General features: G+C 39.2%; 17 protein-coding genes and 1 pseudogene. 8 read left to right on the forward strand and 10 right to left on the reverse strand.

What is annotated here, in order from left to right; translation table 11 throughout:
* Positions 1–252: 252 nt before the first annotated feature.
* From recN to ruvX, 3 genes are all read left to right on the forward strand, one after another.
* On the forward strand, positions 253–1,914 hold the full coding sequence (gene recN, locus IRT38_RS16955; RefSeq protein WP_194598312.1) for a DNA repair protein RecN: 1,662 nt from the start codon (positions 253–255) through the stop codon (positions 1,912–1,914).
* 114 nt (positions 1,915–2,028) lie between these two features.
* The gene (locus IRT38_RS16960; protein WP_004916866.1) at positions 2,029–2,583 is read left to right on the forward strand and encodes a YqgE/AlgH family protein; all 555 of its coding nucleotides are present in this window, start codon (positions 2,029–2,031) and stop codon (positions 2,581–2,583) included.
* A complete protein-coding gene (ruvX, locus tag IRT38_RS16965) occupies positions 2,576–3,019 on the forward strand; it encodes a Holliday junction resolvase RuvX (RefSeq protein WP_194598313.1) in 444 nt (147 codons plus the stop codon). The genes IRT38_RS16960 and ruvX overlap by 8 nt, the downstream gene beginning before the upstream one ends.
* Positions 3,020–3,184: 165 nt before the next feature.
* Here the strand turns inward: ruvX and IRT38_RS16970 are convergent, their stop codons facing one another.
* The 3 genes and pseudogenes from IRT38_RS16970 to IRT38_RS16980 all read right to left on the reverse strand — a co-directional run bounded on the left by IRT38_RS16970 (position 3,185) and on the right by IRT38_RS16980 (position 6,539).
* A complete protein-coding gene (locus tag IRT38_RS16970) occupies positions 3,185–4,186 on the reverse strand; it encodes an HlyD family secretion protein (protein ID WP_194598314.1) in 1,002 nt (333 codons plus the stop codon).
* Between the two features lie 60 nt (positions 4,187–4,246).
* A complete protein-coding gene (locus tag IRT38_RS16975) occupies positions 4,247–4,453 on the reverse strand; it encodes a DUF1656 domain-containing protein (protein WP_004916871.1) in 207 nt (68 codons plus the stop codon).
* A pseudogene (locus IRT38_RS16980) lies at positions 4,446–6,539 on the reverse strand (FUSC family protein). Before IRT38_RS16980 ends, IRT38_RS16975 begins: the two are co-directional and overlap by 8 nt.
* Before the next feature lie 416 nt (positions 6,540–6,955).
* Between IRT38_RS16980 and IRT38_RS16985 the strand changes: the two are divergent.
* Positions 6,956–7,735 (forward strand): IclR family transcriptional regulator, encoded by a 780-nt coding sequence (locus IRT38_RS16985; protein ID WP_004958594.1) that lies wholly within the window; start codon positions 6,956–6,958, stop codon positions 7,733–7,735.
* A gap of 224 nt (positions 7,736–7,959) precedes the next feature.
* Here IRT38_RS16985 and pgsA read toward each other — a convergent pair whose 3' ends face one another.
* From pgsA to IRT38_RS17015, 6 genes are all read right to left on the reverse strand, one after another.
* A complete protein-coding gene (gene pgsA / locus IRT38_RS16990) occupies positions 7,960–8,547 on the reverse strand; it encodes a CDP-diacylglycerol--glycerol-3-phosphate 3-phosphatidyltransferase (RefSeq protein ID WP_004916874.1) in 588 nt (195 codons plus the stop codon).
* A gap of 105 nt (positions 8,548–8,652) precedes the next feature.
* Positions 8,653–9,450, reverse strand: coding sequence for a thioesterase family protein (locus IRT38_RS16995; protein ID WP_194598315.1), 798 nt, complete (start codon positions 9,448–9,450; stop codon positions 8,653–8,655).
* 105 nt (positions 9,451–9,555) lie between these two features.
* Positions 9,556–11,355 carry an excinuclease ABC subunit UvrC gene (uvrC, locus tag IRT38_RS17000; protein ID WP_194598316.1) on the reverse strand — a complete coding sequence of 600 codons (1,800 nt, stop codon included), beginning with the start codon at positions 11,353–11,355 and terminating at the stop codon, positions 9,556–9,558.
* Between the two features lie 145 nt (positions 11,356–11,500).
* Complete coding sequence (locus tag IRT38_RS17005) at positions 11,501–12,043, reverse strand: hypothetical protein (protein WP_112987185.1); 543 nt, start codon at positions 12,041–12,043, stop codon at positions 11,501–11,503.
* A 266-nt stretch (positions 12,044–12,309) separates the two neighbouring features.
* Entirely contained in the window at positions 12,310–13,224 is a 915-nt protein-coding gene (gene lpxO, locus IRT38_RS17010; protein WP_194598317.1) for a lipid A hydroxylase LpxO, read from the reverse strand.
* 143 nt (positions 13,225–13,367) lie between these two features.
* Positions 13,368–14,426, reverse strand: a complete 1,059-nt coding sequence (locus tag IRT38_RS17015; protein WP_194598318.1) for a diguanylate cyclase domain-containing protein — start codon at positions 14,424–14,426, stop codon at positions 13,368–13,370.
* 654 nt (positions 14,427–15,080) lie between these two features.
* Here IRT38_RS17015 and fadB point away from each other — a divergent pair.
* The 3 genes from fadB (at position 15,081) to IRT38_RS17030 (ending at position 19,209) form a co-directional block, all read left to right on the forward strand.
* Positions 15,081–17,234: a fatty acid oxidation complex subunit alpha FadB gene (gene fadB / locus IRT38_RS17020; protein ID WP_004957445.1), complete on the forward strand. Its 2,154-nt coding sequence runs from the start codon at positions 15,081–15,083 to the stop codon at positions 17,232–17,234.
* A gap of 12 nt (positions 17,235–17,246) precedes the next feature.
* Complete coding sequence (fadA, locus tag IRT38_RS17025) at positions 17,247–18,419, forward strand: acetyl-CoA C-acyltransferase FadA (protein ID WP_005403562.1); 1,173 nt, start codon at positions 17,247–17,249, stop codon at positions 18,417–18,419.
* A gap of 166 nt (positions 18,420–18,585) precedes the next feature.
* The gene (locus tag IRT38_RS17030) at positions 18,586–19,209 is read left to right on the forward strand and encodes a PH domain-containing protein (RefSeq protein ID WP_194598319.1); all 624 of its coding nucleotides are present in this window, start codon (positions 18,586–18,588) and stop codon (positions 19,207–19,209) included.
* 55 nt (positions 19,210–19,264) lie between these two features.
* Here the strand turns inward: IRT38_RS17030 and IRT38_RS17035 are convergent, their stop codons facing one another.
* Positions 19,265–19,777 carry a hypothetical protein gene (locus IRT38_RS17035; RefSeq protein ID WP_004916891.1) on the reverse strand — a complete coding sequence of 171 codons (513 nt, stop codon included), beginning with the start codon at positions 19,775–19,777 and terminating at the stop codon, positions 19,265–19,267.
* Positions 19,778–20,079: 302 nt separating this feature from the next.
* On the opposite strand from IRT38_RS17035, the gene IRT38_RS17040 reads away from it, so the two are divergent.
* A complete protein-coding gene (locus IRT38_RS17040; protein WP_125297390.1) occupies positions 20,080–20,778 on the forward strand; it encodes a hypothetical protein in 699 nt (232 codons plus the stop codon).
* Positions 20,779–20,856 lie beyond the last annotated feature (78 nt).

Raw genomic sequence — 20,856 nt, forward strand, 5'->3', positions numbered from 1 at the left:
CGACTTCAGAAATAAACCATCTGAAGCACTTAAAAAAACAACACCGCTAAAACATTATTAGTTTAAATTATGGATCAGCTTGAAATCATGCACTTTCAGCTCTTTGCTTATCAAACAATATGACTTATTCATTTTTCCAAATTCCAATAAATCGTTTTGTAGTGAAAGCAACAAAATAGGTGAATCACGACTTGTCGCCACTATAAAAACTCTCTATCTTTAAGCAAAACAATCTGTGCATTGGATGCGTTTATGCTCACCCATTTAACTTTAATTAATTTTGCACTCGCTGACCACTTAGCTTTAGATATTGAACAAGGCTTTAATGTTCTCACAGGAGAAACAGGCGCAGGAAAATCTTTATTGTTAGATGCCTTATCCGCATGTTTGGGTGAACGCACAGATACAAATTATGTCCGATATGGTGCAGATAAAGCTGACGTTACGGCTATTTTTAGCTACCAAGCTGATAGTGCTGAAGCCAATTGGCTCATAGATCATGAGCTTGATGATGAATCAGGCGAGATTCATTTGCGTCGCGTCATATTTGCAACTGGCCGTAGTAAAGCTTGGATTAATGGAAGACCTAGTAGCCTTGCTGAACTTAAAGAAATCGGGCGATTATTAGTCCAACTCTACAGCCAGCACAGCCAGCAACAACTTCTAGAACCACCTTATCCAAAACACTGGTTAGATCGTTATCACAATTTTGGTGATCAAGCACAAGCAGTTCGTGAATCGTATAGCATTTGGCAGCAAAATATTCGACAACACCAAGCCGCGTTAGATGCGCAAGCCACTCGCCTGCAAAAGATACAAAGCTTAGAAGCACAATTAGAGGAACTTGAAGAAATCGTACAAACAGACTATCGAGAAATTGAACAAGAATTTGATCGCTTAAGCCATCACGAACACATCATGCAAGACTGTGGTTATAGCCTAAATGTATTAGATGTAGCTGAACAAAATATTACTCAAGAAATCTCATCGATTATCCGTCGGTTAGAGTCTCATGCTGGACGCAGCGAACTGCTTTCAACCATTTATAATTCTTTATTAAATGCACAAAGCGAAATTGAAGATGCCACAGCAAGCTTGCGTCAGTTCATAGATCGCCAAAGTTTCGATCCTGAACGCATGGAGCAATTAAATTCTACACTTGAAATCTTCCATCGTCTGGCACGTAAATACAGAACTCAACCAGAGTCCCTCAAACAAGATTTTGAACAATGGCAACAGGAATTAGAACAACTTCATCAACTTGAAGATCCTGAAACTTTGGCTGAACAAGTTGAAATTGCCTATCAATCCTTTATTGAAAAAGCACAGCACTTAGATGATATTCGTCGCACCGCTGCGATTCCACTAGCCAAACAACTGACGGAACAAGTCAAACCTTTGGCTCTTCCTGAAGCTCATTTTGAATTCAAATTCGAACCATTAGAACAAGCATCATCAGAAGGCCTAAGCTTTATTCAACTGCTATTCACTGCAAATAAAGGAATTCCTCCACAACCATTAGCACGAGTTGCCTCAGGTGGTGAGCTTTCTCGTATTGCTTTAGTCATGCAAGTCATGAATGCTGAGAAGACCGAAGCAGAAGTTCTAGTATTTGATGAAATTGATGTCGGAATTAGTGGTGGAACTGCAGAAGTTGTAGGACGATTACTGGCTGATTTAGCACAGCATGTTCAATTACTATGTATTACTCACCAAGCACAGGTTGCGGCGCAATCCGATCAACATCTACTGGTCAAAAAACAACAAACTGATCCAGCTAGCAGTACCATCATCGAACTCGACGAAGAACAGCGTATTCTAGAACTTGCTCGTATGTCTGGTGGTGTCGAAATTAGTGAGACAACTTTGCAACATGCGAAGCAGTTGCGACAGCTTAAGTTTCAGCCTGCCTGATTTTTAGGGCAAAATATCAGAAAATGATTGGCGAAATCCGATTAACTCTTGTATGTTGATATAAAGAACCTATATAGATAGAAACGTACATTCTTTTGATGGAGAACCGCCTAGGTGACGAAACAATACTTAACTCACCGTTGTCTCATCGCTCCACCAGACATGGCAGATGACTTCTTTGCAAATACTGTCATCTATGTTGCGCGCCATGATGAAGACGGTGCACAAGGCATCATTATCAATCGTCCGTCTGATTTACAAATCAAAGAACTTCTCAATGATTTGGAGATTGATGCTGATAATGTTCACCCTCACGCGGTCTTGCAGGGCGGTCCTTTACGCCCAGAAGCAGGCTTCGTTCTACATACTGGTCAACCGACTTGGCACTCCTCTATTGCGGTAGGAGAAAATGTCTGCATTACCACCAGTAAAGATATCTTAGATGCGATTGCTCACAATGAAGGCGTTGGTCGCTATCAAATTGCTCTAGGCTATGCGAGTTGGGGTAAAAATCAACTTGAAGATGAAATCACTCGTGGTGACTGGTTGATTTGCGATTCAGATATGGATCTTATTTTTAATCTTCCATACGGCGATCGTTGGGATGCGGCTTATAAAAAAATCGGTGTAGATCGTACTTGGTTTGCTTCTGAGATTGGTCATGCCTGATATAGAAACTTCCCAGTCGATTATGGCATTTGATTTTGGTACACAAAAAATGGGCATTGCGATTGGTCAATCCGCGATTGAAAGTGCCAATCCACTGCCTTTATTTATAATGAAAGATGGCATCCCTGACTGGAACCAATTACTCAAACTTGTTAAAGAGTGGCAACCGAACTTATTTCTAGTCGGGCTACCTTTGAATATGGATGATAGTGAATCCGAACTCTCTGTACGCGCTCGTAAATTCGCTCGTCGTTTACGTCACCAGACAAATATCCAAACGTGGATGGTGGATGAACGCCTAACAACTCGTGAAGCGAGAGAAGAACTCGAATCTTATCAAAGTAAAGGTCAAGCAAAACGCTTATCAGCAGATAGCTTTGCAGCAGCGTTGTTGATACAAAGCTGGTATCGCGATCCTACAGGCATCACACCTTAATCAGACATCTTAGATATAAATGAATATCTTGGCGGGCGATATCCATATCGCCTTTTGAGCTGAATTAACATTGAAGGCGGAACGGAATAACAACGTTGAATTGAGCTTATGAGCTTTCCTAACCAATATCACTCTACAGGTTTCATTTATTAACAACTTCAAAGCTTATTTCTCAATCACTCTCACCGTTGCAGTGCGTCCAGAAACGAATGCCAATGGATTTTGTGGTGGTTCATCTAATACAATTTTCACAGGCACTCGTTGAGCCAATCGTACCCAACTAAAAGTTGGATTTACATTTGCCAATAAGTTTGAACTGCCCGAACGCTCGCGATCTTCAATCCCAGATGCAATACCTTGCACATGACCACGAATACGTTGTTTGTCCCCCATCAATTGAACTGTTGCAATATCTCCAACATGAATACGGTCAAGTTTTGTTTCTTCAAAATAACCAACCACATAAAGTTGCTGACGATCTAAAAGAGCTGCTACAGCTTGTCCAACTTTAACGTAATTACCCACACGTAAATCAAAATTTGATAAAGTTCCATCGGCAGGAGCAACAACTTCTGAACGATGTAAATTCAATTCTGCCAAGTGCAAATTACTTGTCGCCACATCCAGTAACGCATGTTGCTGTTCAATCGCAGCATTGGCTTGTTCAATACTTGCTTTTAATTGTTCGCGTTCAGCAAAAGCTTGATCACGTGCAGCAAAAACTTGATCTTGTTCCTGTTTGGAAATTGCACCATCCATAAGACTGGTATATCGAGCTGCATTCTTTTCGGCAAGTTTCATATTGGCTTCGGTCTTTACTAAGCTAGCTTTGGTACCCGCGAGAGTCGCTTGAGCTTGTGCTAGACCTGCTTTAGCTTTCGCAAGATCAGATTTGGCTTGCTCCACATCCAATGCTTGACGTGCGACATCAATTTTAAACAAGACCTGTCCTTTCTTTACAGTTTGGTTGTCTTGTACCAAAACCTCAGTCACCAAACCATTGACATCTGAAGCCACTTGAATGACATCGCCACGGACACGACCATCTCGCGTCCAAGGTGCCGCATTATAGTAATTCCATAAATGCACAACCGTGTATATCGCCACAATAATGGCAATGAAAAGAACCACGGGTCGTATGACTTTTCGCATATCAAATGCATTCATGTTCTTCACCTTTACTACTCATTTTTAAATCAGAGAAATTTAAACAATCAAAAATTTAGCTCAAATCCAAAGTCGGACAAAAATCTCATGCACACAAAGCATCAAAGCTAAATAGAAGCAGAGATTAAAAATACTGGGTAACCCGATCCATCCCATCTGAGCGAAACGGTCTACAAATGGACTCAACATCTTAAACAGCACATAAGCAATCACGGCTTGCACTAACAACGTTGGAATATAAATTCCATATAGATTGATTTCACCCATGAGCAACCTCAACGTTATTCATATTTAAATTCACCTCTAAATCTGAAGCATGCCCTATGCTTTTGAGAATATTATTCAGTGAAATCAATAATCTTTAATACAACTCATCTTCACTAATTGGCGTTGCAAGATGCTTGACCACTTCGATTTGCTGAAGGATTTTCGTTGGAAAAGTTTGAAGTGAAAGTTGCTCTGATTGTGTTTGAAAATATTCAGCAAGCTGCTGCTCTAAAAGAGCAATTTGCATTTGCAAGTCCACATAATGTGGAAGCTTTTGGCGGATTTCCTGTAATCGCACAAGATCAACAATCGATGCACTTTCAATTAAGGCATTTTGGATGGCATATTTCAGTTCAGCATTTTGTACCATCTTGCTATTTAGAACCCCAACTCGATCAAGCATGCTGCGTAAATGAATTTTGAAATCAATCCCATAACTCAGTGTTAAAGCTTGACGCATCGCTTGGTAATGCAAACTTAAAATACGTGTTGCGCTTGTATCGGGTGAAACAGCACGAACCAAATCAATCACAATTAATGAGACCAAAACACCTAAAATCATGGCAAAGGAGCTGTCTAAATAAGACACCGCATCCATTGAATATTTATTGTGTAAATTCAGCCCCATCATGGTATTAATGCCTAAAACCATACCAATCGGCATTAGCATTTGATTTGCCATCATGCTTACAGCCACAAGGAAAATTGGAAAAAGTACCAGTGCTAACTGCCAAAAGTGCGTAATGTGGGGAAAAATTCCAAACGCATAAATAAAAACCAATCCCGCTGAAACGATGCTCCCCCAGATAAATATGCGCAACACAGGCACAGGATTATCCAAAGCAGTCAAAATACACGCTGTGATCGCACCCATTTGCGCCATCATAAATCCAGCTTTCCAACCTGATAAAATCCACGCTCCTGTCACGATGAAAGTGATGAGAACCGCACTGATTCCACCGCGTACCGCGATACCATGATCACGGTGTAAACTTGGATATTTGGTGGTGATCGTAGTTATCTCTGATGGGATTTCTTTATAACCTTTCTGGATCTGTTGCCAAAGTAACTTCACTGCCAACATATTGGCGATAAAATGACGTACATCCATTTTTAAGGCAGCCAACACAGTCTTTTGTCCAGACGAAGCCATCGCAATCAATTCGCTAAAATCTTGTTCAAACTGTGGTGGTAAATCACGTAAGTTATCGGCAGTTAATTGTTTTTCTTGATTTAAAAACTGTAAGGTCTGTTGTCGTAGTTGGCTTAACCTTGGAGCTAATGTAGTTAATGGCATTTGCTCTAATTGTTTAATCCGTTGAGACATGGCAACTAGATTGGCTACAACAAGCGAGACCTGATGCAGCATTTCTTGTAGAGGTTTGGTCATACCTTGCAACTCGCCTTTTTCATAAGCGAGATGAACTGCTAGAGCATGAATATCTGATGCATCACGAGTGATCACCCCTAAAATTTGTGTGTAATTTTGGTTTGTATCTTGGGCTGAAATGAGTTTTTCAAAAATATTTTCCAGATCCTGCAAAATTTTGATGACACGTTGTTTAATCATGGCACCTACATGAACAGGAAAAAAAGTTGCTGAAACGACAGCGGTTGAAATCACACCTACAGAGATTTCTAAAACTCGTGCAAGAGCAATATCAAAAATATTATAGCTATCAACATAAGTGATGGCGTTATACACAATCATTGCGGTGGAATATCCAGCCAACATAAATACATAGCTACGTGGAGTACGATCCAAGAGCGATATATACAGTGCAAACCCGACCCACAGTGCCAAGATGATCGTAAACAACCACGGCGTATTGATAAAATGTGGTGTCAAAAGCAACGCGATAATTGCTCCTGCAGCCGTACCAACCAAGCGATAAATACATTTGGAAGAAACCATTCCAGAGTAAGGACTGGCAATAATTAATACCGTCCCTATCGACCACATTGGGTTAATCAAATCAAGCTCAAATGAAATAAACAGTGCCAACATCCCTGCGACAAAGGTTTTGCACGCAAAAATAATATCAAGTCGACTCGGCCTAAAAGCCAACAACTGTTTAAATAACATGAACTTTTCTCAATACTAACCGCGTTAGGAAACGCAAATTCACAACACAACTCAGCTGCATTTAGCTTCTTGATAGAGACTAAAAGAGCATTCAATTGACCGTGAAATAGAATGAACTGATCGGAATGGCAAACATTTCAGGGATAAATTTAAAACAAATTATCCAATGAAGAAATTGTGCTTATAATTTTTTCAAAACTAAGCAATTTAGTCAACATAAATTATCACAATTTGATAATTATTTAATTAAATATAAAATATATCATGCAAAAAATATCATTTTTCTCATCAGAGAACTTATTCATACGTTTTAGAATCAACTACGCTAAAAGTGCATACCCGCTGAATGACTTTTCTGTTATAAAGCAAATAAAAGCCACAGCTTTAGACTATTTTTAAGGAGTAAACAGCTCATCATGGCAATTTCGAGTTTTGGTAAAATTCTCACTGTACTGGACTTATTTTCAGTTTCTCGCCCGATTATCAACGTTGATATCATTTGTGATGAGCTCAATCTCTCAAAACCCACTGCATATCGCTATTTAAAGGAACTAGTATCAACTGATATCTTGAAACGTATTAGTGGAACATCTGGTGACTACACTTTAGGCTCTAAAATAGCGGTTTTAGACTATATTTCGCATAGTACAGATCCTTTAGTACAAATCAGTATTCCGTTCATGCGAGACATCGTAGATCGTACAGAACTTTGCTGCTTACTCACCTATTTGAATCATGATTACTGTATTGATTTACATCATGAAACCTTCAAAGCAGCCGAGCTGCTTTCATACGGACGTGGCTGTCCTCGACCTGTATATGTGGGGGCATCACCTAAAATTGTGATTGCTCATTTAACCAAACAAAGAATTCAGTCTTACTATGAGCAATTCTCAAATGAGCTTGCCAAAGTTGGCTTTGCCCATGATCTAGATGAATTCGCTCAACAGATGAAAAAAATCAAAAAGCAGGGATTTTATTTATCTCAAGGTGAAATTGATCCACAAGTTTGCGGTCTGTCTGTACCGATACGTTTTTCCACAAAGGAAGCACCGATCGCCTTGACCTTAGTTGCATCAAAAAATCGTTTTGATTTTCTGAATATTCAGAAGCTTATCGAAATCTTACAAAGCAATGCAGCTCAGATCGAATATAAATTTGCAACACTGACTGAAAACCAAGCAAATCAAAACTGAGAATATTAAAAAATCTTTACACTTTCATGCGTTGTAAATATCAGTATATTCTCATATTATGATTATGTTCTTCAGCATACTCTCCCAAAAAGAGCATGACTTTCCTCAGAGAACTAAGCTCATATTCGTTATGGGCTTTTTTCTTGAGCTGTATATGAGGCAATAAAAAAGCCCTCTAGTTAGAGAGCTTCTTAGATTTGATGCTATTAGATTGATGAGAGCAATTAGGGCTGTTTTAAATAAGGCCATGCAGCTCGTAGATATATAATCATCGACCACAAGGTTAATATCACCGCAGCATACAATAAAGCATACGCCCAGATTTCTAATGGCTTCCAGTTCAACAAAAATACGCTAATCGCAATCATTTGAAAGGCAGTTTTATATTTACCTACGGTTGAAACCGCAACATTGGTTCTTGCACCCAATTCTGCCATCCATTCACGCAATGCTGAAACTGTAATTTCACGAGAAATAATCACAATCGCAGCAAATGCCATGGAAATTGTAGGTTGCCATTGAACCAAAACAATCAAAGCAGCAGCGACCATCAATTTATCAGCGACAGGATCGAGAAAGCGTCCAAAAGCCGATGTTTGATTTAATGTCCTTGCGAGGTAGCCATCAAACCAATCTGTTACAGCTGCAAGGACAAAGATCGCGGTCAAAATCAAATGTCGCATCATCCCACCATGATGCTCAGCAATTCCAATCGCTGGTGGCCAATAGGCAATCACCAAAAAAACAGGAATAAAGGCAATACGTGCCAATGTTAGAATATTAGGAATGTTCAGGATTCGCCCTGTGCTCATAAACACCGCCATGTTGGTCGCATCAAATATGCATATTGCACAAAGGTTGTGCCGAGATTGTATCCATCTGTAAGCAACTTTATACGAAATACGAGGAAGTGTCGACTAGGCAAAAATGGCAACCGTCTGCCTAAGGATCGCAATTAATCGATTTTCACTATCCCAAAGATAAGCATATTCTGTTGAATAACCGTGTTCTGCAAACTCAGTAACGACTTTATATTTAAACCAGTCATGCAGTTGATTTTCAATCGGGTGTATATATGTAATGTGCCAACTTAAAGAGCTCGCTGGTGCTGATGTTTTAAACATTGGCAAAACACCTGGCGGCCACACATCCATTAAAGAAAATAAATCACCCAAATATAAATCACGATTTGAGTGTAATTGAGGAGAAAAACGACACCATCCACCAAAATCAGGTGTCTTACTACCTGCCATTGGATAATGTCCTTCAGCCCAACACAATTCGAACTGTTGTAAGCATTCAGGCATCAAACCTTCAAGATAAACCATTTTTTCCAGTTGATCTGCTGTTACGTAGTCAGGAACTGTTGGTTGGTTATTCACCACAATTCTCGACTCTCGCCCCAAACCGAAGCTTGCGACTAAAACACTTTGCACTGCATCGTCTTGCCAAAGACGAATTTCAAGTGTCGTCACTGATTTCCCTTGTCTCAATACTTCAGCCGTCAATTTGGCTGCACCTTGCTGTACAGGTCCAACAAAGCTGACACTGCAACTTAAAAGCTGTTTTTCTGAATCATTGACTGTAAGAATTGCTTTTTGAATGAGCAGACCTGCGATAAGACCACCAAATACCGTACGCCCTTGCAACCATCCTGATGGAATATCAATCCATTCTTGTTGTTCTAGCTGTTGATACAATCCAAGCAGTGACATTATTATTCCTTAAAGAGCAAATTCACTTTATCTTTCAACGTTTCTTAAGTTTTGTGAATGATCATTTATCCACAACTCTATGAAAGATTCGGTCAATCCTCCCTTTTATTCATGAAGAATTTTATAAATCGTCCTTGCCATCACTTCTCCCAAACCAGGAACAAGCATTAATTCTTTTTCTGAAGCTTTTAGCACGCCTTGTATACCGCCAAAATGAGTCAATAAATCGCGTCGACGTTTAGGTCCTAAACCTGGGATTGCTTCCAATACAGAACTACTACGTCGTTTATCTCGCTTGGCTCTATGTTTGGTGATGGCAAAACGATGTGCTTCATCTCGAACTTGCTGAATCAAATGCAAAGCTTTGTGGTCTTCAGGCAATTGGATCTTTGTACCATCAGTAAAATGTAAGGTTTCTAAACCTGGTTTTCGCCCTTCGCCTTTAGAGACCCCAATCATAAATGCATCTAGACCAAGCTCTTGCATGACATCCATAGCCATATGCAACTGCCCTTTACCACCATCAATCAGTAAAAGGTCAGGTAACATATTCTTCTTATAACGACGAATCAGTGCTTGACGCATCGCTGCATAGTCATCGCCACCTGTAATGTCCTGAATGGCGAACTGACGATAATCTCTTTTCCGCGCCCCACCTTGATCGAACACCACACAGGAAGCGATTGGTGCTTCTCCCATCGTATGACTAATATCAAAACATTCAATCCGATCAATCGGACGTCCCGCAACTTGTTCAAGTTGATGAAAACGCTCATTCAACTCTAAATGATTACTCAACTTCCCTTTAATTGCATGCTGCACGTTCATTTGTGCAAGCTCTTGCCACTCAGCCCGTGTTTCTCGAACTTTGTGCTTGATCTGAACTTTCTTCTCAAAGGTTTGTTGTAACGCTTCTTCGAGTTGAACTCGATCAGGAAGTTCGACATTCACAATCAACTCAGAAGGGATTTCATCTGCCACTTGGAAGTAGAAGTTAGCAATAAAATCACTGAGCATTTGTCCAAGATCATCACCCAACATATCTGGAAAATAGCTTTTTCCTCCCAGCATACGACCATTACGCACATACATGATTTGTACGCAGGTGACGCCCGCTTGATAGGCAATGGCTAGAATATCAGCCTCACCTTTTATTTTAAACACCGCTTGTTGGGCTTGAACTTCACGTAATAAAGACAACCGATCTCGATAAAACACCGCTTTTTCGAACTCAAGAACATCTGCCGCTTGCTCCATTTTGCCGATTAATTCCTGATTCAACTCTTTAGTATCGCCTTGTAAGAAGCGAATTGAATTATCAACATCTTCTTTATAGTCTTCGGGGCTAATTAACCCCACACACGGTGCTGTACACCGTTTGATTTGATATTGTAGACAAGGGCGTTTGCGTTGAGAAAAATAGCTATTTTCACACTGTCTTACATTAAATAGTTTTTGTAAGGTTAAAAGAGTATCTCGCGCGCTGTACGCACTTGGATAAGGACCAAAAAATTTTCCGATTTGATGCTTACCTTTACCTCGCCCACTGGCAATACGAGGATAAGGTTTATCTGCGGAAACAAAGATATAGACATAAGACTTATCGTCCCGCAGCATGATGTTATATGGCGGACGATGTAATTTAATAAGATTTTGTTCTAATAGTAGCGCTTCAGTTTCAGAACGAACAATCAATGTCTCGATATCATAAATACGTGCAACCAGAGCTTGTGTCTTGGGATGCTCAATCGTTTTAACAAAATAGCTGGAGACACGATTTTTTAGATTCTTCGCTTTACCGACATATAGTAACTCCCCATCTTTGCCTAGCATTTTGTACACACCAGGCAATTGGGTCATATGAGTCAGTATTTTTTCAATGTGTTCACGCGCGTTTGGATTCACAGCCAGCCTGTTATCTTTATTTACATCACATGATGTAATGTTTACGTAAGCTTTTTCAAGTTGTAAATCGTGAAATATAGCGGATGAATAAATATACCCTTACGCAAAGGCTCTTCTCTAACTCTGTCATTATAAAATGCATAGCTTACTGGTACGCAGGTTCAAGCAATATCGGGGCTGCTGTCGTGCAACCCACAAACTTCCATAACGCAGGTTTAAAGGTAATCACTTCTTCGGCATACCAATTTTCTTTTGAATAGTCTTTATCTGGATAATATTGATCACCTACCCGAAATTCTGCCACTTGTCCTTTTTGACAGCGGATGTTTTTGCGTGTTGAGTCCAACACCCATCCACCTTTATGATCATTCATATAAACAGGAGCGATTACCTGATCCTGTGCCAATTGTAATAACTGCACAAAAGCAGACTCCTCCTTGTACGCATCTACCCAAACACCTGCAATATACATGGGTCGTGGAAATTGTGCAGCCTGCAAACCATATAGACTTAAAGGACGAAAATCCTCTCCTGCATCATGCACGTTATAGAGATTAATGAGTGTACCTTTTGGAAAAAGTTGCTGATCAAATTGAAAATCCTGATCCAAAATAAAGCGACTGCGTTTTGCCTTATTTTCATCCTTTTGTGCTATTTCTTGTACAATTTGATAGAAAGAATATGACAAATAAAGACTCCAACTATTCATTAAGATGACCACAAACAGGAGCAGTTTCATGCTTCGAGTAAAGAATACAACCTTTTGTTTTAATTTATATTTCCTATATATAAAACCAATAAAGCAGCCTAAAAAAATATAGAGTAATATCCCACCCAAAAGCGGGCAAATCAGCAGCAGAAAGAAATGAAAAAAACTCCATGTTCCAATTGGAATCATTTGTATAGATGCTCTATTTTTTATTGATATTTAAGATGCCCTTGCGGGCATCTTTGTTAAAAAACATACGGTCTTATAAAAATCAGGAAGAAAATCCCTAACATGAGGAACCATTTTAAAAAATAATATAACTGACGGTTACTGGCTTTTAAGGCTTTGGCTTTTAAACGAAACTGATAAACATAACCAAAGACTTTATTTAAGCCACCTGTTTGATCGCCTGCCTCATTAGGTGAACTGGCTGCGGTCATGACACTTTTTCCAAACCAATGGTTAAACTTTTCCATAAAACGGGTTTTTAATGGGCGTTCTACATCAGCGAAAAAGATAATACGGTTTTGATCTGTTTTATTTTCAGCATAGTGAATGTAGGTTTCATCAAACACAACGCTTTCACCATCACGCCATGAATAACGTTCGCCATCCACATCAATAAAGCAACGGTCATCATTTGGCGTAATCAAACCTAAATGATAACGCAACGAACCTGCATAAGGGTCACGATGTCGTACTAAACGACTATCTGGTGCCAACTCGGTAAACATCGCAGCTTTAATACTTGGCAATGTTTTCAACAAAGCCGTCGTTTTTGGGCAAAGCTCAGCAGCTGACGGATGTGCTGAATCGTACCATTTAAGATAAAAACGCTTCCAACCTGTTTTAAAAAATGAGTTAAAACCTAAATCATCGTAACTACTTGAAGCTTTAATCCCACCCTTGTCGTATAAAGCTTTCGCCTCATCACGAATCATTTCCCAATTTTCATCTAAAATTTTTAGGTCTTTGAAATATTGAGTATCGATATAAGGTTGATTCGGTACTTTAGAAAACATGTACATTAAGAAATTAATCGGTGCGAGCACAGTAGAATGGTCAAAAAATTGACGATAAAACGAATGCTTAACTTTACCACGACGCTGAATATACAACGCCGAAATGATAAAGATCGCTAATATGATCCATTTAATCATTGATATCGGCACTTAAAAATTAATCGCCAAATTTTAACACCATCCCTCACAATTTCTAGCCGCTTTTACTCAAACTCCGACTTGGATAGCGAGTTAATTTTTTTTAATTCTATTTTTCAAAAACTTAATAACTTTTTTTAAAACTATATTTTTGTTTTACGCTCTTTTTTCACCTGATACATTCTTGCATCGGCTTCATGGATTAAGGTTGTTGCATCAATATACCCTTCAACATGATCGGTTTGTTTGACACCGATACTCAAGCTAATTGAAGGTTCTATTTGGCGAATATATTGCTCCAAACGAGGTACAAAACTCTCTATCGCTTGAGATTCTGTACATCTTGGGAAAATGATACAAAATTCATCACCTCCGCATCGAAAACAATGATCATCAAGTCGAGCAACATAGCGGATACCATCTGCCACTATTTTTAAAATTTGATCGCCACGTGGGTGCCCAAATGTATCGTTGATCATTTTGAAATCATTAATATCAATAAATACCACCGTCACAGGTTCTAAAGTATGTTCAGCCGTACATATAGTTGCATTCAAAATACTATTTAAATGTCGAACATTCAGTAAACCTGTCAGAGGATCAGTTTGTGACAATGCTTCCATTTGTTGTGCGCGATCTTCGAGGACATTGGCATATTGTTCAATTTTCTCTTTAGACGATTTGATTTCACTGACTAAACTCCAAACATAGGTTTCAACAACTAAAGAAATATCAAACATGAATAGTTTTTCTAGAGTTTGCACAACTTGATGATATTCATCTGTATGTCCAATTTGCTCATACACCAAAGTCATTAATCTAGTTTTGAGATGATAAATCGCCGATAAATATAATTTGGGTTCTACACCGATCCGCTTATGCACTAAACCAATCCTTAGACGGTTGTTAACGTAATTGGCATCATAAGTCCCAGAAAATAACTCAGTGACGTATTGTCGTTGCGCACGTTGTAAACGAGATAAGGTATCTACATCTCCAATCAAAGTTGCAATTTCGGCTACTGAAGTTTGTTGTTGATAAAACTCCATCACAACTTGATCAAATAAAGGCTCAAGCTTTATACCTAATTGAACCAACTGGAGAAGTTCTTTATTCGTCAACGACAATAAAGATTTTCGATATTCTATTTCCTCTGAGGAAATATGCATTTGTTGCATCAAGGTTTGGTCTGTTGGATTCATCCTGACACCTCTCATCCTCAAACAAGATTATCGAGAATCGGATTGGATTGATTTTTCAGTTCTATCTTGTTCTAAGTGTGCAAACCATCTTCAGTTAAATTCTAGCCTTTATTTTCACTTTCCACTTCAAGCATTAACTAACATTTTTTGTCAGCTGATGACGGTGTTTAAATATGAAAAATAAATGCTGTGAATGTTTAAAAGAACCACAGCTTCCCTATTTCAAGGTTCTAGCGCTAAATGTGATTTTCTTCTAAAAATGCAGCAAGAAATAGACCAAAATAAAGAATTTGCCTTTGAACAAATAAAATTTAATATCTATTCCTTTAAGAAAGCACATATTCCACAGTAAATGAGTGTTCTAGATAAATTTATTGTTGTAAGTACTTATGGATATTATTTTATTCATTTCAGCATTTTTTATTTACAATCATCATTATAAACAACAATAAACCATTGATTTAAATTAATTAAAATAATAAAAAATGATCCATCAAAACAATAGATGACCCTAGCGTCACGGCTTGATACAACTTGTTATGTTCTTTTTGGATATAGTTATCGTAAGATTAGCGAAGCATTTTGTGTGCCTATATCCACACACACGCTTTTATGACATCAACTCAGAATCCTCCACAACAAGGGAGATCAGGCATGATCCACGCTGGCAATGCCATTACCGTCCAAATGCTTGCGGACGGAATTGCAGAATTCCGCTTTGACTTACAAGGTGAGTCGGTTAATAAATTTAACCGTGCAACCATTGAAGACTTCCAAGCAGCAATTGCTGCAGTTAAAGCCAATAACGATATTAAAGGCTTAGTTGTTACTTCTGGAAAATCAACATTTATCGTTGGTGCTGACATTACTGAATTCGGCGACAATTTCGCTGCTGGTGAACAAGCAATCATTGATTGGCTTATGCCTGTTCACGAAATCTTCAATAGCTTTGAAGATTTAGAAATGCCTAAAGTTGCTGCGATCAATGGCATGGCGCTTGGCGGCGGTTTTGAAATGTGCTTAGTGTGTGACTACCGTGTCATGTCTGAACAAGCACAAGTTGGCTTACCAGAAATCAAACTTGGTATCTATCCTGGTTTTGGTGGTAGCGTTCGTTTAAGCCGTTTGATCGGTATCGACAATGCTGTTGAATGGATGGCAATGGCGAATCCTAAGAAGCCAGCTGCTGCGCTTAAAGATGGTGCTGTAGATGCAGTTGTTGCTGCTGACAAACTTCAAGAAGCTGCTGTTGACTTAGTTAAACAAGCACTTGCTGGTCGTTTGAACTGGAAAGCAAAGCGTCAAGAAAAATTAGACGCAATTAAATTGAACCCACTTGAACAAATGATGGCGTTCAATACAGCGAAAGGTGCGGTTCTTGCTAAAGCAAACCCTGCGCAATACCCTGCTCCTAAATTATTGCTTGACTCATTACAAGCAGGTGCAAGCTCAACTCGTGACGACGCATTAAAAGCAGAAGCTCAAGGTTTCGCTAAAGCTGCGATTACACCGCAAGCTGGCGCACTTATCGGTTTATTCATCAACGATCAAGTTGTGAAGAAAACTGCGAAAAAATATGAAAAAGGTGCTCATCCTGTAAACCAAGCAGCTGTATTAGGTGCTGGTATTATGGGTGGTGGTATTGCTTACCAAGCGGCAAGCAAAGGCACTCCAATCATCATGAAAGATATTGGTAATCCACAACTTGCATTAGGTATGAAAGAAGCGAATGGCTTGCTAACGAAGCAAGTTGAACGCAAGAAAATGAAACCTGCGCAAATGGGTGAAACCCTTGCTCGCATCCGTCCTACTTTAAGCTACGATGAGTTTAAAGAAGTGGATATCGTGATCGAAGCGGTAACTGAAAACCCTAAAGTTAAAGAAATCGTACTTGCAGATACAGAAAAGCATGTTCGTGAAAACACGATCATTGCATCTAACACATCTACAATCTCGATTACACGCCTTGCGAAAGCATTACAACGTCCTGAAAACTTCGTTGGTATGCACTTCTTCAACCCAGTACACATGATGCCATTGGTTGAAGTTATTCGTGGTGAAAAAACTTCTGATGAAGCAATCGCAACAACTGTTGTTCTTGCTCAGAAAATGGGTAAAACACCTATCGTTGTAAACGACTGCCCAGGTTTCTTGGTAAACCGCGTATTGTTCCCTTACTTCGGTGCATTCGACCTACTCGTTAAAGACGGTGCTGACTTCCAGCAAGTTGATAATGTAATGGCGAAATTCGGTTGGCCTATGGGTCCTGCATACTTGATCGACGTTGTTGGTATCGATACAGGTGTACATGGCGCAGAAGTGATGGCTGAAGGTTTCCCTGACCGTATGAAGCCAGATTACAAAGGTTCTATCCAAGCGATGTACGAAGCAAAACGTCTTGGTCAAAAGAACGATGTTGGTTTCTACAAATATGTGTTAGACAAGAAAGGTAAGAAAGCGAAAACTGTTGACCCAACAGCTTACGAAATCATTGCGCCTTTCGTGACTGGCGAAAAACGTGAATTTGATCCACAAGAAATCATTGACCGTATGATGCTTGCTTTCTGTAACGAAACAGTTCGTTGCTTAGAAGACAACATCGTTGCAACTGCTTCTGAAGCAGATATGGCGATGATCATGGGTGTAGGTTTCCCTCCATTCCGTGGTGGTCCATGCCGTTATATCGACCAAACTGGTGTTGCTGAATACGTTGCGCTTTGCGACAAATATGCACACTTAGGTAAAGCTTATGAAGCGCCACAAATGTTGCGTGACATGGCTGCTAACAACAAAAAATTCTACGGTTAAGGAGCGACGTGAATGGCTACTTTAAATCCACGTGACGTTGTGATTGTTGATGGCGTTCGTTCTGCCATGGGCAAATCACGTAACGGTATGTTCCGCAATGTACGTGCCGACAGTTTATCTGCTGAATTAGTACGTGCACTTGTTGCTCGTAACCAGTTTGATACCAACGAAGTTGAAGACATCATTTGGGGTTGTGTAAACCAAACTTTAGAGCAAGGTATGAACATTGCTCGTAACATTGGTTTATTAGCTGATATTCCAAAGACTGCTGGCGGTCAAACCGTTAACCGTCTTTGTGGTTCTTCTATGCAAGCACTTCATACTGCTGCTGCACAAATTGCGACCAACCAAGGTGACATCTTCATCATCGGTGGTGTAGAGCATATGGGTCACGTAGGTATGATGCACGGCATCGACCTTAACCCTGAAGCATCTAAACACTATGCAAAAGCATCTAACATGATGGGCTTAACGGCTGAAATGTTAGGTCGTATGAACGGTATCTCTCGTGAAGAACAAGATGCGTTCGGTGTTGAATCTCACCGTCGTGCATGGGCTGCAACACAAGAAGGTCGTTTTAAAAACGAAATCGTGGGTGTTGAAGGTCATGATGCAAATGGTTTCAAAATCCTTTGCGACATCGACGAGGTGATTCGTGCTGACGCAAACCTTGAAGCATTCAAAGCGTTGAAACCAGTTTTCGATCCTAAAGGTGGTTCAGTAACAGCAGCAACTTCTTCTGCCCTTTCTGACGGTGCTTCTGCAATGTTAGTTATGTCTGCTGAACGTGCTCAAGCGCTTGGTTTAAAACCACGTGCTGTGATTCGTTCTATGGCTATTGCAGGATGTGATGCTGCAATCATGGGTTACGGTCCAGTTCCAGCAACTCAAAAAGCGCTTAAACGTGCTGGTTTAACGATGGCGGATATCCAAACTATCGAATTAAACGAAGCATTTGCTGCTCAAGGCTTATCAGTAATGAAAGGCTTAGGCATCTATGATAAACAAGACATCATTAACTTGAATGGTGGTGCGATTGCATTAGGTCACCCATTAGGCTGTTCTGGTGCTCGTATCACTACTACATTGTTGAACGTGATGGAACAACAAGATACACAAATTGGTCTTGCGACTATGTGTATCGGTCTTGGTCAAGGTATCGCGACAATTATCGAACGTGTTTAATCGACACTGAGATAAAAGAAAAATCCCCGCCATGTGCGGGGATTTTTTTATAACCAATTCTATTTATTAGAGAATTTAAAACAGCGATCAACCCAAATAAAGTCTATAGACAAACAAAGTGGCATCAGATTAATATCGGATTTCCAAAAATTATAAGGCTTTAACAATGTTTAAAAATATGGCAGCAGATTTAATGGGGACAAGCGACATTGGTCGGATCATCGAACCAAGAGACTATGACAAAACTGATATTGATGACTATATTTTTCATGAAGATAACGAAAAAATCTTTTTCCTGATCAAAGCCAAAACTGATGAATATTGTTTCACAAACTCTGCTTTCATCCATCTCGATGGTACAAGTGCTGTAAGTAAAAAACGTACTTTAAACCGATATCCCTACAAACATTATCAAATCAGTCATGTTCAGCTCGAAACTGCAGGTACAGTAGACCGTGATGTAGAACTCAAGTTCCATCTAGGCGGTGCAGCATATTCAATTGATATTGAAAAATCACAAATTGAAAAAGTGCGCGATTTATATAAAGCACTGTTTAGCATTGGTGAGGCTTGTAAAGAAATCGAGCGCCAATCATCATTGCTTTTTTCAACACAACAAGCTGTAAATAATATGTTCTCGTTACGTGAACTTCCTGAGCAAGTGTTATTAAATTTACCAAGTATCATTTCGCAAACAACGATTCAAGTTGAAACAAAACTGACGGAGCATCGTAAAAAGATTGAAAACTATGATTTTGCTGCAATTTTTGAGCGATATATAAAAGAATAAATAAAAAAATCCCCGTACCATTACGGGGATTTTTTATCTCAACATATGATTTAAGTTAACGTGTTAGAAAGTTCTGAGGTGTTTTCAAACCCGCCTCAATTTGTTGTTGTAATTTTAATAGATCATCCAAACTTACTTTTATTGTGCCTTCACGAAATGCATTCGCATTATCCCGATTAATATTGAGGGGTTCTAACATTTTGAAGACCCCATTACTTGGATTAGATGACTGAAAGCCCATCGCAACAGCCATAATGTAATCTTCTAAAAAAGGTGAAACTTGAGATAAATCAGGCTGTACGGTTCTCGGCTGATAATCCATCGAAGTTGTGACTTCGGTGAGTTGAGCATTTTGAATATCAGTCTGCTGCTTGTTTATATAATGTTGTAGGGCTTGGCGGACTTTGATATCTTCCTGAAAAGGAACCAAACCAACCTCTTCACGTAGCTCTGATTCTGCCATGATACGAATCGTAGGCAAAGAACCTACCTGTTCTTCGGCTTGAACAGTGGCAATACCGATATAAGTTAACATCGTAATCAGCAATGATCGTTTGAGTAAGTTCATTTCTGCTCCAAAACTCAGTCATCAAATCCGTGATGAGATTAAATAAAAGCATCTACCCTATAGGCTACAACAAAGTGCTGTTTTATTCAGCAGAGGTCAGATAAACGGTAAATTTCATTAAAATTTTAAACTTTAGATAAAAAAAATTAAAATAGACTCATCTGTTAGATGTTTGTAAAAAATCAAATTTCAACGCCAAAAAAACCTCGCATATATCGTCTTTTTTGATTATTGTCCTAAGAGCTATTTTCATTTTTTTGTTCTTTTTTAAATTTAAAATTCAAAATATTAGGAGTAAATGGATGTCGTCAACATCAGCAAAAATAACAATGATCTGCATGCTAACAGGCGTTGCTTTAACTGGATGTGCAACTAAAACCCTGATTACTAAAGACAGTAAAACATATACCCGTACTGAACGTGTCATGTTAGTTGAGGACAATGTCGTTGCATTCGGACGACCTGCGCAAGCATCTGCGAACTTACCGAAAGACAGTATTGTGATTGCAGGTCAAAAAAACAGTTATATCCTGACGCAAGGCGGCACTCAGTTTGTCACTTTGATCAATAAACTTGATCCTAAAAATATTCAAATCACCAGAGAACTCAACTTCTATTCGGAAAAGAATGATGGAAATTTCTCAGGTACATTGCCGCTGTCTTATGTAAAACTCAAAGAAGACCTGAACAAAAAGGACTTAGAGTTTTTCATAGAGAATGGTGCCAAAGAATGTTCATCATCTAGTGACGAACGTATGCAAGCTCAACGCTTTTGTTTTGATATTAAATTGGCGGGCGTAGTCTACCCTGCTGCAAATAATCTCAGTTCATTAAAAGCATTGAGTAAACCTTATCAAGTCTCGATTTATACCCACAAACAAGAAACTTATAGCTCTAAATCAGGTATGAATCCTTTTGAAAAACTCGTTTTGTTGCCATTTGCCGTGGCGATTGACGTAGTGAGCTTACCGTTCCAAGCAGCTGAAAAGATTTTTGATTAAATAAAAAATAGGTCTTTGATCATTGTTCTGAAAGATGCTCAAAGACCTTCCTACTATGTTGATTCTAAATCAATGCGT

The sequence above is a fragment of the Acinetobacter sp. SK-43 genome (assembly GCF_015351505.1).
Lineage (GTDB): Bacteria > Pseudomonadota > Gammaproteobacteria > Pseudomonadales > Moraxellaceae > Acinetobacter > Acinetobacter junii.

What these genes read in the sequence shown, in the direction of transcription:
- IRT38_RS16985 (WP_004958594.1), top strand. Translation starts at nt 6,956, where the DNA reads ATGGCAATTTCGAGTTTTGGTAAAATTCTCACTGTACTGGACTTATTT.
- IRT38_RS17030 (WP_194598319.1), top strand. Translation starts at nt 18,586, where the DNA reads ATGTTTAAAAATATGGCAGCAGATTTAATGGGGACAAGCGACATTGGT.
- IRT38_RS17040 (WP_125297390.1), top strand. Translation starts at nt 20,080, where the DNA reads ATGTCGTCAACATCAGCAAAAATAACAATGATCTGCATGCTAACAGGC.
- IRT38_RS17015 (WP_194598318.1), bottom strand. Translation starts at nt 14,426, where the DNA reads ATGAATCCAACAGACCAAACCTTGATGCAACAAATGCATATTTCCTCA.
- ruvX (WP_194598313.1), top strand. Translation starts at nt 2,576, where the DNA reads ATGCCTGATATAGAAACTTCCCAGTCGATTATGGCATTTGATTTTGGT.
- recN (WP_194598312.1), top strand. Translation starts at nt 253, where the DNA reads ATGCTCACCCATTTAACTTTAATTAATTTTGCACTCGCTGACCACTTA.
- IRT38_RS16995 (WP_194598315.1), bottom strand. Translation starts at nt 9,450, where the DNA reads ATGTCACTGCTTGGATTGTATCAACAGCTAGAACAACAAGAATGGATT.
- lpxO (WP_194598317.1), bottom strand. Translation starts at nt 13,224, where the DNA reads ATGATTAAATGGATCATATTAGCGATCTTTATCATTTCGGCGTTGTAT.
- fadA (WP_005403562.1), top strand. Translation starts at nt 17,247, where the DNA reads ATGGCTACTTTAAATCCACGTGACGTTGTGATTGTTGATGGCGTTCGT.
- IRT38_RS16970 (WP_194598314.1), bottom strand. Translation starts at nt 4,186, where the DNA reads ATGAATGCATTTGATATGCGAAAAGTCATACGACCCGTGGTTCTTTTC.
- IRT38_RS16975 (WP_004916871.1), bottom strand. Translation starts at nt 4,453, where the DNA reads ATGGGTGAAATCAATCTATATGGAATTTATATTCCAACGTTGTTAGTG.
- IRT38_RS17035 (WP_004916891.1), bottom strand. Translation starts at nt 19,777, where the DNA reads ATGAACTTACTCAAACGATCATTGCTGATTACGATGTTAACTTATATC.
- fadB (WP_004957445.1), top strand. Translation starts at nt 15,081, where the DNA reads ATGATCCACGCTGGCAATGCCATTACCGTCCAAATGCTTGCGGACGGA.
- pgsA (WP_004916874.1), bottom strand. Translation starts at nt 8,547, where the DNA reads ATGAGCACAGGGCGAATCCTGAACATTCCTAATATTCTAACATTGGCA.